Here is a 12833-nt window from a genome sequence, read left to right as displayed (position 1 = left end):
CTTTTTTTGAGTGGGTCGAGAAAACGATTTCTCGGTTTGGAGATGACGTGATGAAGGACGCAGTTCTCGAAATGCGCGGCATCCACAAGCGCTTTCCGGGTGTGTATGCGCTGAACGATGTCAGCTTCGCCGTGCATAAGGGCAGCGTGCATGGCGTGATCGGCGAAAATGGCGCCGGCAAGTCGACGCTGATGCGCGTCCTGTCAGGCGCATTCCTGGCCAATGAAGGTCAGGTTGTCATCGACGGGAATGTGGTGGCTACTCCCACGCCCGAGCGCATGCTTGAGCTTGGGATTGCGGTCATCTACCAGGAGCTCGCCCAGGCTCCGCACCTGACGGTCGCAGAGAACATTTTCCTCGGGCGCCTCCCCAGAACACGGCTGGGCACCATCGACTGGGGCCGGGCGAAAACCTTGGCACAGGAGGTCCTCGACAGGCTGGGTTTCCGTGTCGATCCGGCCGCCCGCATCGACACCATCAGCGTCGCGCAGCGCCAGATGGTCGAGATCGCGAAGGCGATTGCGCGCGAGGCCCGTATCGTTGTGCTCGACGAGCCTTCCGCCGTCCTGGGCGACGCCGAGCTTGAACACCTTTTCGCGACGATCAGGCGGCTGAGCAGCGAGCACGGTGTTTCGTTCATCTACATCACGCATCGCCTGAAAGAGCTTTACGAGATCTGCGATGAGGTCACCGTGCTGCGGGATGGCCGGGTCGTCGCCTCCATGCCGATTGGCCAGACGACCACGACCGATCTCATCCGCCATATGGTCGGACGTGAACTCAAGGATGTCTTTCCACCGCGCCCACAGCCAGGCGGTCAACTCCGGTTGGAGGTGCGCAACCTGTCGCGGGCCGGCGTGCTGAAGGATATCTCCTTCGATGTCAGGCGCGGCGAGATCGTGGGCATCTGCGGTCTTGCCGGCGCGGGCCGGACCGAGGTGCTGCGGGCAATCGCCGGCGCCGATCCAATTGATGGTGGTGAAATCAAGATCGACGGCCAACTCGTCGTCCTCGACGGGCCGCGCCGGGCGCTTGCGCACGGCGTCGGCCTGCTGCCAGAGGATCGCAAGACCGAGGGGCTGTTCCTCGATCAGTCGGTCGCGTTCAACGTCACCGTTTCGCAGATGATGTCGTTGACCCGCGGCGGCCTGATCAGCGGCCGTCGCGAGCACGAGGCCGTCTCCCGGTTCATCCAGCAGATGCGCATCAAGACGCCAAGCCCCAGCACCAAGGTCCGCACGCTGTCGGGCGGCAATCAGCAGAAATGTGGCATCGCCCGTCAACTGCATGCGGGGACGGAAATCCTGCTGGTCGACGAACCGACGCGCGGCGTCGACGTCGCGGCCAAGCGCGAAATCTACGACCTGCTCGCCGAACTGACATCGAGGCAAGGGGCAAGCGTCGTGATGGTCTCGTCCGAATTGCCGGAAATCCTTGGCCTCTGCAACCGCATCATCGTCATGCGCGAGGGAACCATTTCGGCGGTTCTCGAGGGCGAGGACGCGACCGAGGAAACAATCATGGCCCATGCGGTTTGGCAGTGAGTAACGACATGAGCACGCGCAGCTATCAACAATTCATCGGCGGGCAGTTTGTCGAGAATTCAGGTTCCGGTTCGATCGAGCGCCGGTCGCCGGCCAGCGGAGACCTGGTCGCCCGCTATGCCGATGGCACGCCCGAGGATGTCGATCTCGCCGTGGAGGCGGCGCGTATCGCCTTTGAGGAAGGGCCGTGGCCGCGTATGAGCGGCATGGAGCGCGCCGAGGTTCTGAACCGTCTTGCCGATTTGATCCGCACCAACCGCGACAGGCTGGTCAGGATCGAGGTCGAGGAGGTCGGTAAGCCCATCCGTTTCGCGCGCGGCGACATCGATGGTGCCGCCGGCCTGACGCGCTACGCCGCGTCGCTCGCAATGCAGATGTCCGGCCTCACCTATACGAACATCGGCGACGGCAAGACGGCGCTGATCAGCCGCGAAGCGGTCGGTGTCGTGGCACTCGTCACGCCATGGAATTTCCCGGCGCTGATCCTGTCGCAGAAGGTCCCGTTTGCGCTCGCCGCCGGCTGCACGGTGGTGCTGAAACCATCGGAGTTCACTTCAGGCTCCGCGTTCGAGATCGCCACGCTGGCGGCGGAGGCCGGCGTGCCGGCCGGCGCCTTCAATGTCGTCAGCGGCTACGGCGCAACCGCCGGCGACCATCTGACCGGGCATCCGGGCATAGACTTCGTGTCCTTCACCGGTTCGACGCGCACCGGCAGCCGTGTCGTTGGCAACACGTCCCGTCACCTGGTCAAAACCTCGGTCGAACTGGGCGGCAAGTCGGCCAATATCGTCTTTGCCGATGCGGATCTGGAAGCCGCGGCGGACGGCGCACTGATGGGCGTGTTCTTCAACAATGGCGAGTGCTGCGTTTCGGGCTCGCGCCTGTTCGTGCAATCCTCCATCGCAGACGCCTTCATCGCCAAGGTGGTCGCGCGCTCCCGCAAGATGAAGGTCGGTGACCCGTTCGACGAAGACACGGATATCGGCGCGCTGATCGATCACAGCCATCTGGCCAAGGTGGCCGGCTTCGTCAAAGGCGGGGTCGAGGAAGGCGCCCAGCTCCTACTCGGTGGCAACGTAGCGACAAAGGCGGACGGTCACTTCCACGAAGCGACCATCTTCGACCGGGTCGAGCCGCATATGACGATCTTCCGCGAGGAGATCTTTGGCCCGGTGCTGAGCATCACCCGGTTCGATACGGTGGATGACGCGGTGCGGTTGGCCAACGACACCGCCTATGGGCTGTCCAATTACATCTGGTCCAAGAATATCGACACAGTTCTGACCGTCGCCAAGCGCCTGAAAAGCGGCTGGGTGCAGGCCAATACGATTATCGATGGTGCGCCGCAGTTGCCGCTCACCGGCGTGAAGGGATCCGGTTTCGGCTACGAGATGGGCCAGGCCGGCTTCGAGGAGTTCACCCAACTCAAGACGCTTCTCATCCAGACCGGGCCGCGCGCTCCGGTATTTCCGGTCTGAGGCGGGTCATGACCATTCCGCGCCTTATCGTCACCGATGTCGACCGCACCTTGCTGACGCACGACCATATACTGCCGCAGCGTGTGGCCGACGCGCTGGGCATGGCGGGGAAGGCAGGCATCACAGTTGTTCTGGCGACGGCGCGCTCGCCGCTTGGCGTGAAGCCCTACGCGGAACGGCTCGGAGTTGCCAACCTCGTCATCTGCTTCAACGGCGCCTGGATCGGCGATGTCTCGACCGGCATCGCGCTGTCGCAGCAGCGGATCGGTCGCGCTGATGCGCTGCAGGCCATGGCATTGGCTCAGGCTGCCGGTGTGCGGCCGATGTGGTTCACAGGCACCGCCATTCATGCGCTTGCCGAAGACCCGCTTATCGTCCGCGAAGCCGCCGTGACCAACGAGCCTTTGATCGTGGCGAAGGCGCTGGAAGACCTGCCGGGCGAACCCGGCAAGATCATGTGTGTCGCCGCGCAGCCCACAGACCGTGAAGCCTTTGGAGCTCTCCGCGTGCAGCTTGCCGGGTGCCTGTCGGTATCGGGATCGCATCCACGTCTGCTCGAGATCGGCCCGCTCGGCATCTCCAAGAAGACCGCCATCGCGACCGTTGCGGCCGAACTCGGAATGGCGGCGCAGGACTGCGCCGCCGCCGGCGACGCCGAGAATGATCTCGAGATGCTGGCCTGGGCCGGAACGGCGCTCACGGTCGAAAACGCGGTCGCGGAAGCCAAGCGGCTCGCGCTTTTCGTTGGACCGTCCTGCGACGAGGGCGGGTTGGCCGATGCGGTGGCCTGGCTGCTGCAACGGCAGTCGACCCTCGCAATGGCAGACGAAACGGGAGGAAGGAATGGTTGAGATGACAACTGGACAAGGATTGGCCTCGATCCGGCCGGGGTCGATGGGACGCCTGCGAGGCTGGGCGCAAAGCCTTGGACTGCTCTGGGTCCTGATCGTGTTGTGCGCCTTCGCGGTGTATCTGTCGCCGAGCTTCATCCAGACAGGCAACATCTTGAATGTCGGCCGCCAGGTCGCGCTGTTTGGCATCGTCAGCGTCGGCATGACCTTCGTCATTCTGACGCGCGGCATCGATCTTTCTGTCGGCTCCATCGTTGGCGTCGTCGCGGTTGCCACTGCGCTCCTGCTCTCGTCTGGCGTTCCGATCCCGTTGGCGGTGATCGCGGCGCTTGGGATGGGAGCCTTGTTCGGCGCCATCAACGGAGCCGGTGTCGTTTTCTTCGGCATGCCGCCCTTCATCATGACCCTCGGCACGCTGGTCATGGGGCGTGGCATCGCCATGACCATCGCCAACGGCGAACCGAAGACGCTGGGCGATGCTTCGGATGCTTTCTCCTATCTGGGCAGCGGTTTTCTCCTCGGCATTCCAGTGCCGATCTGGATCTTCATTGCCATCGCGGCCGCGGCTTTCGTCATCCTGCGACACACGCCTTTCGGTCGCCAGATCTACGCGGTCGGTTCAAACACCGAGGCGGCACGGCTTGCCGGCATCAACGTGCCGCGTGTGCTGATGTCGGTCTATGCCATCTCCGGAGTGCTGTCGGCGCTGACCGCCCTGGTGTTTGTCTCGCGGCTCACCGTTGGTGAGCCCACCGCCGGAACCAATCTGGAGCTCGAGGCCATTTCGATCGTCGTTATCGGCGGCACGAGCCTGTTTGGCGGCGAAGGCGGCGTGATCGGTACCGTGATCGGTGCCGCGATCATTGCTGTCATGGCTAATATATTGAATTTGCTAGGTATATCGCCTTTCACACAGCAGATCGTGAAGGGCGCCATCATCATCGCTGCGGTGATGTTCGAGGTCTACCGTCGCAAAAGACGGTCCTGACATCCACGCGCGGCGGCACTTACCGGGAGGGCCGGACGTCGCGCTTTGGAGCCTGAAATGAAAAACAATGGAGGAGTGAAAAAATGACCAGTCGCAGACATTTCCTACACACCACTGCAATAGCCGCAACCCTGGTATTGGGTGGCATGATGCCGGGTCCGGCGTTCGCTCAGGACAAAATCAAGATCGGCTTCAGCCAAGGCACCATGAACCATCCTTGGCGCGTGGCCATGGTGGAGGGCAACAAGAAATACGCAGCCGAGCATTATCCCGATGTCGATCTCATCGTCACCGACGGTAACAATGATGCTTCCAAGCAAGTGGCGGATGTCGAAAGCCTGATCGCACAAGGCATCAAGGTGCTGATGATCTCGCCTCTGACGGAGCAGGCGCTGACGCCGGTCGTCAAGGAGGCAATGGACGCTGGCATCAAGGTGGTGACGCTCGATCGCAAGGTCAACACGCCCGTTACCGTCCATGTCGGCGGCGAGAACCTGCCGCTCGGCGTTGGCGCTGGCGAATTCCTTGCGAAGAAACTGAACGGCAAGGGCAACATCATCGAGTTGCAGGGGACGGCCGGGGCATCGGCCACCATCGATCGCAACAAGGGGTTTGCCGAAGCCTTAGCAAAGCACCCCGACATGAAGGTGGTTGCATCGCAGAACTGTGACTACACCCGCGACAAGGCGGTGAAGTTCATGGAGGACATGGTGCAGCGCTTTGGGCCTGGCCAGATCCAGGCCGTGTACGCGCACAATGACGAGATGGCACTGGGCGCGATCCAGGTGCTGGAGGCCGCCGGGCGGCTCAATGAAGTGGCGGTGGTCGGCATCGACGGCCAGGAAACGGCCTTCGAGGCGGTCAAACAGGGCAAGCTCGCCGCAACCTTCGTCTATCCGTTCGTGGCGCCCGAAGGGATCGAGACCGCCTACAAGGTGGCCAAGGGTGAGAAGGTCCCTGAGACGATCACCCTGCCCACGGTTTCGGTGACGCCGGACAACATCGCCGACATGATCGGCAAGGGCTTCTGAGACAGTCTTCCAAGAACAGGGGACGCCGCCCTGTCACGCGGCGTCCCACAATCTCGAACAAGGAATTCCGATGACGAGCGACAAGAAACCGTTTGCTGCCCATGGCGTCATTCCCGCCTGCCTGATGCCGTTCACCGCCGATCTGGATGTCGACGAGAGCGCCTACCGCAAGCACCTCGCCGACGTCTCCTCGGTCGAAGGCATTTCCGGCATTACCATCAATGGTCATGCCGCCGAAGTGCATGCGCTCACCATCGACGAACAATACCGCGCGATCGTGGTAACCAAGGATGTGCTGCAGGACGAGCTTCCGACTATTGTCGGCGTCTATACAAACTCCAGCCTCGAGGCCGCACGTATCGCCGCCTACGCGGAGCGGGAGGGTGCCGACGCGCTGCTGGTTTTCCCGCCTGACTTCATGACCCTCGGTGGCCACCTGCGACCGGAGATGATCGTCGAGCATCTCAAGCGCATCACAGATGCGTCCAGACTGCCGATCATCCTGTTCCAGTATCCACTGGCATCGAACCTTGCTTACCCATTGCCGACGTTGCTCGAACTCTGCCGCCGCTTTCCCTCGATCGTCGCGATCAAGGACCAGTGCGGCGATGGCAATTTGCATGAGCGCCAGATACGCGAATTGAAAGCTCTCGACCGTCAGGTCAACACCCTCACCACCCACAGTGCCTGGCTGCTCGGCTCGCTGGCACTTGGCTGCGACGGGCTTTTGTCGGGTGCCGGCAGTGTCATCGCCAGCCTTCAGGTTGCGCTCTTCCGTGCCGTGCAGGCAAACGATCTCAAGGCGGCCAAGGCAATCAACGATCGCATCTATCCGACAGTCAGGGCCTTTTACGACGCGCCGCTTCTCGATATGCACAATCGCATGAAGGAGGCTCTGGTGCTGCTCGGACGGCTGGATGAATCCCATGTCCGTCCACCTCTGATGAAGCCCGCACCAGCCGAGATCGAGAAGATACGCGCCCTGCTGGCCGAGGCCGGCCTGCATTCGGACACGCTGTACAGGAAGGTTGCCTGATCGATGACGGATCGCCTTGTGCAGGCATTAGAACCAGCGCCGGGCATACGGCTGCTGACGCTCAATCGGCCTGAAAAGCTGAACGCGCTTTCCAAGGCGCTGCTCGGTGAACTGCGCGATTTGCTCGCCAGCTATGAAGCCGATGCGGCAGTCGGTTGCGTGGTGCTGACAGGTGCTGGCCGCGCCTTCGCGGCGGGCGCCGACATTTCCGACATGCTGGAGCGCGGCGTCGCCTCCTACACCGATCCGGATCGACTGGCCTGCTGGCGCGCGATGGAGGCATTCTCCAAGCCCATCATTGCCGCCGTCAATGGCTATGCGCTGGGCGGCGGGCTGGAGCTCGCGCTGCTGTGCGACATCGTCGTCGCCTCGGAAGCGGCGAGATTCGCCACGCCGGAAATCAAGATCGGTTCATTCCCAGGCGATGGCGGCACGCAGCGGCTGCCGCGCCTGGTCGGCAAATCCTTTGCCATGCAGATGGTGCTGACAGGCGACATGGTCGATGCGGTGCTCGCGGAGCGCAAAGGACTTGTCAGCGAGGTCGTGGCGGCCGACAGGCTCCTGCCGCGCGCTCTGGAGATCGCCGCTGCCATCGCCGCCAAGTCAGTTGCCATCACGCCCTATGCCAAGAAGGCCGTTCTGGCGGCATTCGAAACCGACCTGCAAAGCGGGCTCGAGATAGAGCACCGGCTGGCCGTCGAGGCGTTCGGCAAGGAGGACAGGATTGAAGGGCTGCGAGCCTTTGCCGAGAAACGGGCGCCGGCCTTCAGGGGCAAATAGGACTGAGGAGCAAGGGCTGGCGGCCGGTCTCGCGGCGCCGGCGGACGGGCGCCTTCGGGCGCGAGTGGAGGCAGAATATGTGGGATTACATCATTGTCGGCGCGGGCTCGGCCGGCTGCGTGCTGGCCAACCGCCTGTCGGAGGATCCCGACGTCAAGGTCCTGCTGCTGGAGGCCGGCAGCCGGGACTGGAATCCGATGATCCATATTCCTGGCGGTATCGGCAAGCTGTTCGGATCGGGCGTCAACTGGCGGTTCCACACGGTTCCGCAGAAGAACCTCGACAACCGCTCCATCTGGTATCCGCAAGGCAAGACGCTCGGCGGATCGAGCTCAATCAACGCAATGATCTACATCCGATGCCAAAAGGAGGACTACGACAATTGGGCAGCACTCGGAAACGACGGCTGGGCCTATGAGGATATCCTGCCCTATTTCCGTAAGTCCGAGGACAATGATCGGCTTGCAAATCGCTATCACGGGCAGGGCGGTCCGCTCGCAGTGTCGGACCAGGTCGGCCCACATCCGCTGACCCGGGCCTTTGTCCGCGCCGTGCAACAATATGGCCTGCCCTACAATTCCGACTTCAACGGCGACACCATGTATGGTGCCGGCTTCTACCAGGTCACCTGCCGCGACGGGCGCCGCCGCTCATCGGCTGTGTCCTATCTGCACCCGGTTAGCGGTCGCCCCAATCTGACGGTCATGACACACGCCCGGGTCGCACGGATCGTTGTCGAGAAAGGCCGCGCCGTCGGCGTCGAACTTTCCGAGGGTAAGTCGCGCAAGGTGCTGCGCGCCGAAAGCGAGGTCATCGTATCGGCAGGGGCCATCAACTCGCCGCGCCTGCTGATGCTGTCCGGTATCGGCCCGGCCGACGAGTTGAAAGCTCTCGGCATCGCGCCGGTCGTTGATCTCATCGGTGTCGGCCGCAACCTCCAGGACCATCTCTGCACCAACGTCCACCTGACGCTCAAGGAACCGATCAGCTATGACGGCCAGGATCGCTATCCCAAGGCACTCCTGCACGGCATTCGCTGGCTGCTCTATCGCAACGGTCCGGCTGCCTCCGTGATCGTCGAAGGTGGCGGCTTCTTCCAGAGCGACGGTGCGACGCGCCCCGATCTGCAGATCCACATCGCGCCCGCCCTGGTGGTGCGTGGCGGCCAGACGCGGCTCGACGGGCATGGCTTCACCATCAATTCGACATTCCTCCGGCCGCGCAGCATTGGATCCGTCAAGCTGCGCTCATCGAACCCGGCCGACGAGCCGCTGGTCGACCCCAACTATCTGTCCGATCCCTATGATCGCGGCATGGCGCTGAAATCAGTGCGGATCATCCGGGAGGTGCTGACACAAAGCGAGATCGCCAAGTTCATCAAGGTCGAACGATTGCCAGGGCCGACCGCGAAGACCGACGAGGAACTGATGGCCTACATCAGGCAATATGCCTGCTGCGACTATCACCCGGTCGGTACCTGCAAGATGGGCGTCGACGAGACCGCGGTCGTCGATCCCAAACTGCGCGTACGCGGAATCGACGGTCTGCGGGTGATCGACTCGTCGATCATGCCAGTCCTGATCAGCGGCAACACCAATGGACCGACGATGATGATCGGCGAAAAGGGCGCCGATCTGATCAAGGGGGTCCGGTCTGCACATGCCCGCCACGTGGTCGCGGCAGTTGCGTAAGTCTTCGGAGAGCCCGCCGGTGCAATTTCTTGTTCTGTCTCGCCGTCGCACGGACCAGTTCAGTGATGCTGATTTCGATCTATTGGTCCCAGACGAGGCCGCACAGGCGCGTCATCTTTACAAGATCGGCTTCACACGCCAGATCTGGCATCGTGGCGACAGGCCCGGCGCCTGTCAGATCGTCGAGGCGAGGGACGAGAGCGAGGTTCGCGAGAAACTGGCGACGCTGCCTCTGGCAAAGGCGGCGATGCTCGATTTCGAGATCATTCCGCTAAGGCCCTATGCCGGTTTCATTTCGTTGTGAACACCGCCTTGGCAATATCCTCTTGCTCGCGGCGGGGTGGCGCGCCTCTAGCGCTGCTGCCGCTGCGGTCGTTGAACTAAGGCAGGATCCGACCGCCCAAGCCGCTCATCAATTTGGAATGTCGGCGGCCAGTTCGAGCCGCAAGTGATCCTTGTTGACGGCATTTAGATCGGACGCGTCGGTTCCCCCAATGGCAGAGCCGCCTGCATATCCGTCATTGGTCAACCCCAATCAGCGACCGTATCAGCGTTGCTCTGGCCGAAGCCAGATGCGCTCGGCAGGCCCGCTCAATTCGCTCGGCATCGCGGCTTTCGAGTGCATCGATGTAAGCGAGGTGCTCGAGGATCGCCGCCTGGTTCCGCTGCTTTTCGTCCTGCTTGTTCCACTGGTAGTGGTAGTGAAAAATGAAGCTGATGATGTCGTAGAAATCGTCGATGAAGCGGTTCGGTGAAGCCTCGTTTATGAGTCGATGAAAGCGGTTGTCGAGGCCGGAAAAGTCATGATAGCGGCTTTCAATCCGCCCCAGCAATTCGGTATGTGCGACCTTGAGCGCGGCGAGCTTGTCCCACACGGGAGACGTGTTGGGTTGCCGTGAAAACAGATGCGCCGAGCGCAGCTCGAACATCACCCGGATCTCGAACAGCTCAAGAGCGAAATCTTCCGTGAAGCCCTTGAAAAGCCAGCCCGTGTTCGGCCTTTTCTCAAGCAGCCCAAATCGGCTGAAGCGGATCAGAAACTCGCGAATTCCGTTGGTTGCAACGCCGAATTGCCGCGCGAGCTCGAGCTCGTTGATGCCGGTACCAGGCCTGGTGTCACCCCGCAGCATCCACTCCATGAACTGCTGCTCGACATGGTTGGCGCGCGACGTGGTTTCGGCGTCGGGATAGTAGTCGCAGTCCTCGACCGCGCGGCCTGCCTTCCGGACGCCGCCGTGCTCGGCGACCAGTTCACGGTGGGCAAGTTCTCCCAGAACCTTTCGAACGGTCGTGCGGCTCACGCCTATGCGCCGTCTCAGCTCATTTTCGGAAGGGAGCTCCCCGGTCAATTGCCCATCCCGCAGCATAGTGGCGGCGCGGTTGAAGGCCTTCTTGTACACAGTGTCGGTTCGCATCGGATCTTCCTCTGAACAACACCTTGTCCTTTTTAGCGTGAACTTTATCCATAAAAAACAACTTGACCAAGCGATGACGGTTGTTTTTTATCGATAAGAGGAAGCTGAAATACAGCAAAAGTTTTGACGACGAGGGCTCGCACGAGCTTTCGGCGGGGAGGGGACTTTGCCTGAATCGGGACACACCGGCACCACTGCCGGCGAGGCCGCATTGCCGGAGCCCAGGAAGCAGGAAGCCGTTCCAGGCCTTGCGCTTGGCCTGGCCCTGCTGAGCGCCGGTCCGGTCGTCATCCTGGTGCTGCTGGTCGTCGTTCTCAGTTTTCTGTCACCTTATTTCCTGACAGGGCGCAACCTCAGCAACATCCTCGCCCAGACCGCCGTTATTTCGGTTGTCGCGATGGGGCAGCATCTGGTCATCCTGACCCGCGGCATCGATCTCTCCGTCGGCTCGAACGTTGCACTGGCTTCCGTCGTCGGTGCGCTCAGCTTTCATGCCGGCGCTCCCGCCTTCGTGGTGATCGCGGTGATGGTTGGATGCGGTGCGTCGGTCGGCGCCATCAACGGGCTCTTCTATGTCTTCGGCCGGTTGCCGCATCCTTTCATCATCACGCTGGCGACATTGAGCATCGCCAAGGGGATGGCGCTCCAATTGGCCGATGGGCGCGCCATCCCTGGAATGCCGGAGGCCATCGATGCGCTGGGCCGCGAGGCGGTCTGGGGTCTGCCGGGATCGGTCTTCGTCGTTGCCGGCGTTGCCGCGGTCCTTTTCGTCATGGCCAAGACGATGGTCTGGGGACGCTGGATCTATGCCGTCGGCGGCCGGCCCGACGCCGCCGTGCGCATGGGCATTCCCGTCTCCTGGGTCCTGGTTTCGGTCTATGTGATCTCAGGGCTGTGCGCCGGCATTGGCGCGGTCATCCTTGCCGGCCGCACCGACGCGGGTTCGCCCTTGTTCGGCAACCTTTTGGAACTGGATACGATCGCGGCGGTGATCATCGGCGGTGCCAGTTTTCTCGGCGGCCGCGGCCATCTTGGCCATGCCTTGATCGGCGCCATCATGATCGGCGTCATCCGCAACGCGCTCAACCTGCTCAACGTCAATGTCTTCTTCCAGCTCATCGTTATCGGCGTTGTCATCGTCATAGCGGTCGAATCTGACGTGCTGCGCAACTATCTCGAAGGGCGTGTGCGCGTCATGCAGGCCGGGAGGCAGTCATGAGCGCCGGTGTGGCCAGCGTCGATGATCGAGCCGCCACGGATCATCCTGTGCTGGTAGTGCGTGGCGCAACCAAGCGTTTTGGCTCGGTCATGGCGCTGGACGATGTCAGCATCGAGGTCCGGCGCGGCGAGATCCTCGGGCTTCTTGGCGACAATGGCGCCGGCAAGTCGACATTGACCAAATGCATCAGCGGGGTTCACCAACTCGATGCCGGCGCGATCCTTCTGGACGGTGCGCCAACGCAGATACGCTCCCCTGCGGACGCGCGCTTCGCCGGCATCGAGACCGTCTACCAGGACCTGGCGCTGTTCGACAATCTGACGCCTGGACAGAACTTCTTTGCCGGTCGCGAACTGGCCTGGCCGCGATGGCTTCCGCGCGGCCTGCGATTTCTTCAACAGCGCAAGATGGATGCCGAGACGCGCGTTTTGTTGGCAAACCTCAAGGTCACCTTGCCGCGGCTCGACGCCGTCGTTGCCATGATGTCGGGCGGCCAAAGGCAAGCCATCGCCGTGGCGCGGTCGACCGTTTTTGCCCGCAAGGTCGTGATCCTTGACGAGCCGACGGCGGCACTTGGCCTGCGCGAGTCACGCCAGGTTCTCAACCTCGTTGCTGCCCTGCGTGACCAGGGCAACGCCGTCATCCTCATCACCCACAATATGGAGCATGTCGTCGAGCTTGCCGATCGCGCGGCAGTGCTCCGCCAGGGGCGCAAGGTTGGTGAACTCGTGCCGACCAAGGACAACAAGCAGGAGCTGGTTTCCATGATCGTTGGAGCCTGATCCGTTCGAGATTTGGGG

Annotated in this window: 12 protein-coding genes; 11 read left to right on the top strand and 1 reads right to left on the bottom strand. The window is 62.2% G+C overall.

Features of this window, described 5'->3' with window-relative positions; all coding sequences use genetic code 11:
- Nucleotides 1-50: 50 nt before the first annotated feature.
- The 9 genes from AC56QX_RS32710 to AC56QX_RS32670 all read left to right on the top strand — a co-directional run bounded on the left by AC56QX_RS32710 (nucleotide 51) and on the right by AC56QX_RS32670 (nucleotide 9703).
- Entirely contained in the window at nucleotides 51-1544 is a 1494-nt protein-coding gene (locus AC56QX_RS32710; protein ID WP_497112668.1) for a sugar ABC transporter ATP-binding protein, read from the top strand.
- 8 nt (nucleotides 1545-1552) lie between these two features.
- The gene (locus AC56QX_RS32705) at nucleotides 1553-3022 is read left to right on the top strand and encodes an aldehyde dehydrogenase family protein (RefSeq protein WP_497112667.1); all 1470 of its coding nucleotides are present in this window, start codon (nucleotides 1553-1555) and stop codon (nucleotides 3020-3022) included.
- 8 nt (nucleotides 3023-3030) lie between these two features.
- Nucleotides 3031-3873: an HAD hydrolase family protein gene (locus AC56QX_RS32700; protein WP_497112666.1), complete on the top strand. Its 843-nt coding sequence runs from the start codon at nucleotides 3031-3033 to the stop codon at nucleotides 3871-3873.
- Nucleotides 3866-4861: an ABC transporter permease gene (locus tag AC56QX_RS32695; RefSeq protein ID WP_497112665.1), complete on the top strand. Its 996-nt coding sequence runs from the start codon at nucleotides 3866-3868 to the stop codon at nucleotides 4859-4861. The genes AC56QX_RS32700 and AC56QX_RS32695 overlap by 8 nt, the downstream gene beginning before the upstream one ends.
- An 83-nt stretch (nucleotides 4862-4944) precedes the next feature.
- Nucleotides 4945-5892 (top strand): substrate-binding domain-containing protein, encoded by a 948-nt coding sequence (locus AC56QX_RS32690; RefSeq protein ID WP_497112664.1) that lies wholly within the window; start codon nucleotides 4945-4947, stop codon nucleotides 5890-5892.
- A 70-nt stretch (nucleotides 5893-5962) separates the two neighbouring features.
- Nucleotides 5963-6928 carry a dihydrodipicolinate synthase family protein gene (locus tag AC56QX_RS32685; protein WP_497112663.1) on the top strand — a complete coding sequence of 322 codons (966 nt, stop codon included), beginning with the start codon at nucleotides 5963-5965 and terminating at the stop codon, nucleotides 6926-6928.
- A gap of 3 nt (nucleotides 6929-6931) precedes the next feature.
- Nucleotides 6932-7708 carry an enoyl-CoA hydratase-related protein gene (locus AC56QX_RS32680; protein WP_497112662.1) on the top strand — a complete coding sequence of 259 codons (777 nt, stop codon included), beginning with the start codon at nucleotides 6932-6934 and terminating at the stop codon, nucleotides 7706-7708.
- A gap of 77 nt (nucleotides 7709-7785) precedes the next feature.
- Nucleotides 7786-9399, top strand: coding sequence for a GMC family oxidoreductase (locus tag AC56QX_RS32675; RefSeq protein ID WP_497112661.1), 1614 nt, complete (start codon nucleotides 7786-7788; stop codon nucleotides 9397-9399).
- Between the two features lie 19 nt (nucleotides 9400-9418).
- On the top strand, nucleotides 9419-9703 hold the full coding sequence (locus AC56QX_RS32670) for a muconolactone Delta-isomerase family protein (RefSeq protein WP_497112660.1): 285 nt from the start codon (nucleotides 9419-9421) through the stop codon (nucleotides 9701-9703).
- 214 nt (nucleotides 9704-9917) lie between these two features.
- Here AC56QX_RS32670 and AC56QX_RS32665 read toward each other — a convergent pair whose 3' ends face one another.
- On the bottom strand, nucleotides 9918-10814 hold the full coding sequence (locus AC56QX_RS32665) for a GntR family transcriptional regulator (protein WP_497112659.1): 897 nt from the start codon (nucleotides 10812-10814) through the stop codon (nucleotides 9918-9920).
- Between the two features lie 268 nt (nucleotides 10815-11082).
- Here AC56QX_RS32665 and AC56QX_RS32660 point away from each other — a divergent pair, with 268 nt between their 5' ends.
- Both AC56QX_RS32660 and AC56QX_RS32655 read left to right on the top strand, forming a co-directional pair.
- Nucleotides 11083-12033, top strand: coding sequence for an ABC transporter permease (locus AC56QX_RS32660; RefSeq protein WP_497118015.1), 951 nt, complete (start codon nucleotides 11083-11085; stop codon nucleotides 12031-12033).
- The gene (locus tag AC56QX_RS32655) at nucleotides 12030-12815 is read left to right on the top strand and encodes an ATP-binding cassette domain-containing protein (RefSeq protein ID WP_497112658.1); all 786 of its coding nucleotides are present in this window, start codon (nucleotides 12030-12032) and stop codon (nucleotides 12813-12815) included. Before AC56QX_RS32660 ends, AC56QX_RS32655 begins: the two co-directional genes overlap by 4 nt.
- The last annotated feature ends 18 nt before the right edge of the window (nucleotides 12816-12833 follow it).

The sequence above is a fragment of the Mesorhizobium sp. RCAM 06353 genome (genome assembly GCF_059683585.1).
This window is presented reverse-complemented; position numbering and strand designations above follow the sequence as displayed.

Coding starts and splice junctions, on each gene's coding strand:
- AC56QX_RS32700 (WP_497112666.1), top strand. CDS start 3,031: ATGACCATTCCGCGCCTTATCGTCACCGATGTCGACCGCACCTTGCTG.
- AC56QX_RS32710 (WP_497112668.1), top strand. CDS start 51: ATGAAGGACGCAGTTCTCGAAATGCGCGGCATCCACAAGCGCTTTCCG.
- AC56QX_RS32655 (WP_497112658.1), top strand. CDS start 12,030: ATGAGCGCCGGTGTGGCCAGCGTCGATGATCGAGCCGCCACGGATCAT.
- AC56QX_RS32685 (WP_497112663.1), top strand. CDS start 5,963: ATGACGAGCGACAAGAAACCGTTTGCTGCCCATGGCGTCATTCCCGCC.
- AC56QX_RS32680 (WP_497112662.1), top strand. CDS start 6,932: ATGACGGATCGCCTTGTGCAGGCATTAGAACCAGCGCCGGGCATACGG.
- AC56QX_RS32690 (WP_497112664.1), top strand. CDS start 4,945: ATGACCAGTCGCAGACATTTCCTACACACCACTGCAATAGCCGCAACC.
- AC56QX_RS32705 (WP_497112667.1), top strand. CDS start 1,553: ATGAGCACGCGCAGCTATCAACAATTCATCGGCGGGCAGTTTGTCGAG.
- AC56QX_RS32675 (WP_497112661.1), top strand. CDS start 7,786: ATGTGGGATTACATCATTGTCGGCGCGGGCTCGGCCGGCTGCGTGCTG.
- AC56QX_RS32665 (WP_497112659.1), bottom strand. CDS start 10,814: ATGCGAACCGACACTGTGTACAAGAAGGCCTTCAACCGCGCCGCCACT.
- AC56QX_RS32695 (WP_497112665.1), top strand. CDS start 3,866: ATGGTTGAGATGACAACTGGACAAGGATTGGCCTCGATCCGGCCGGGG.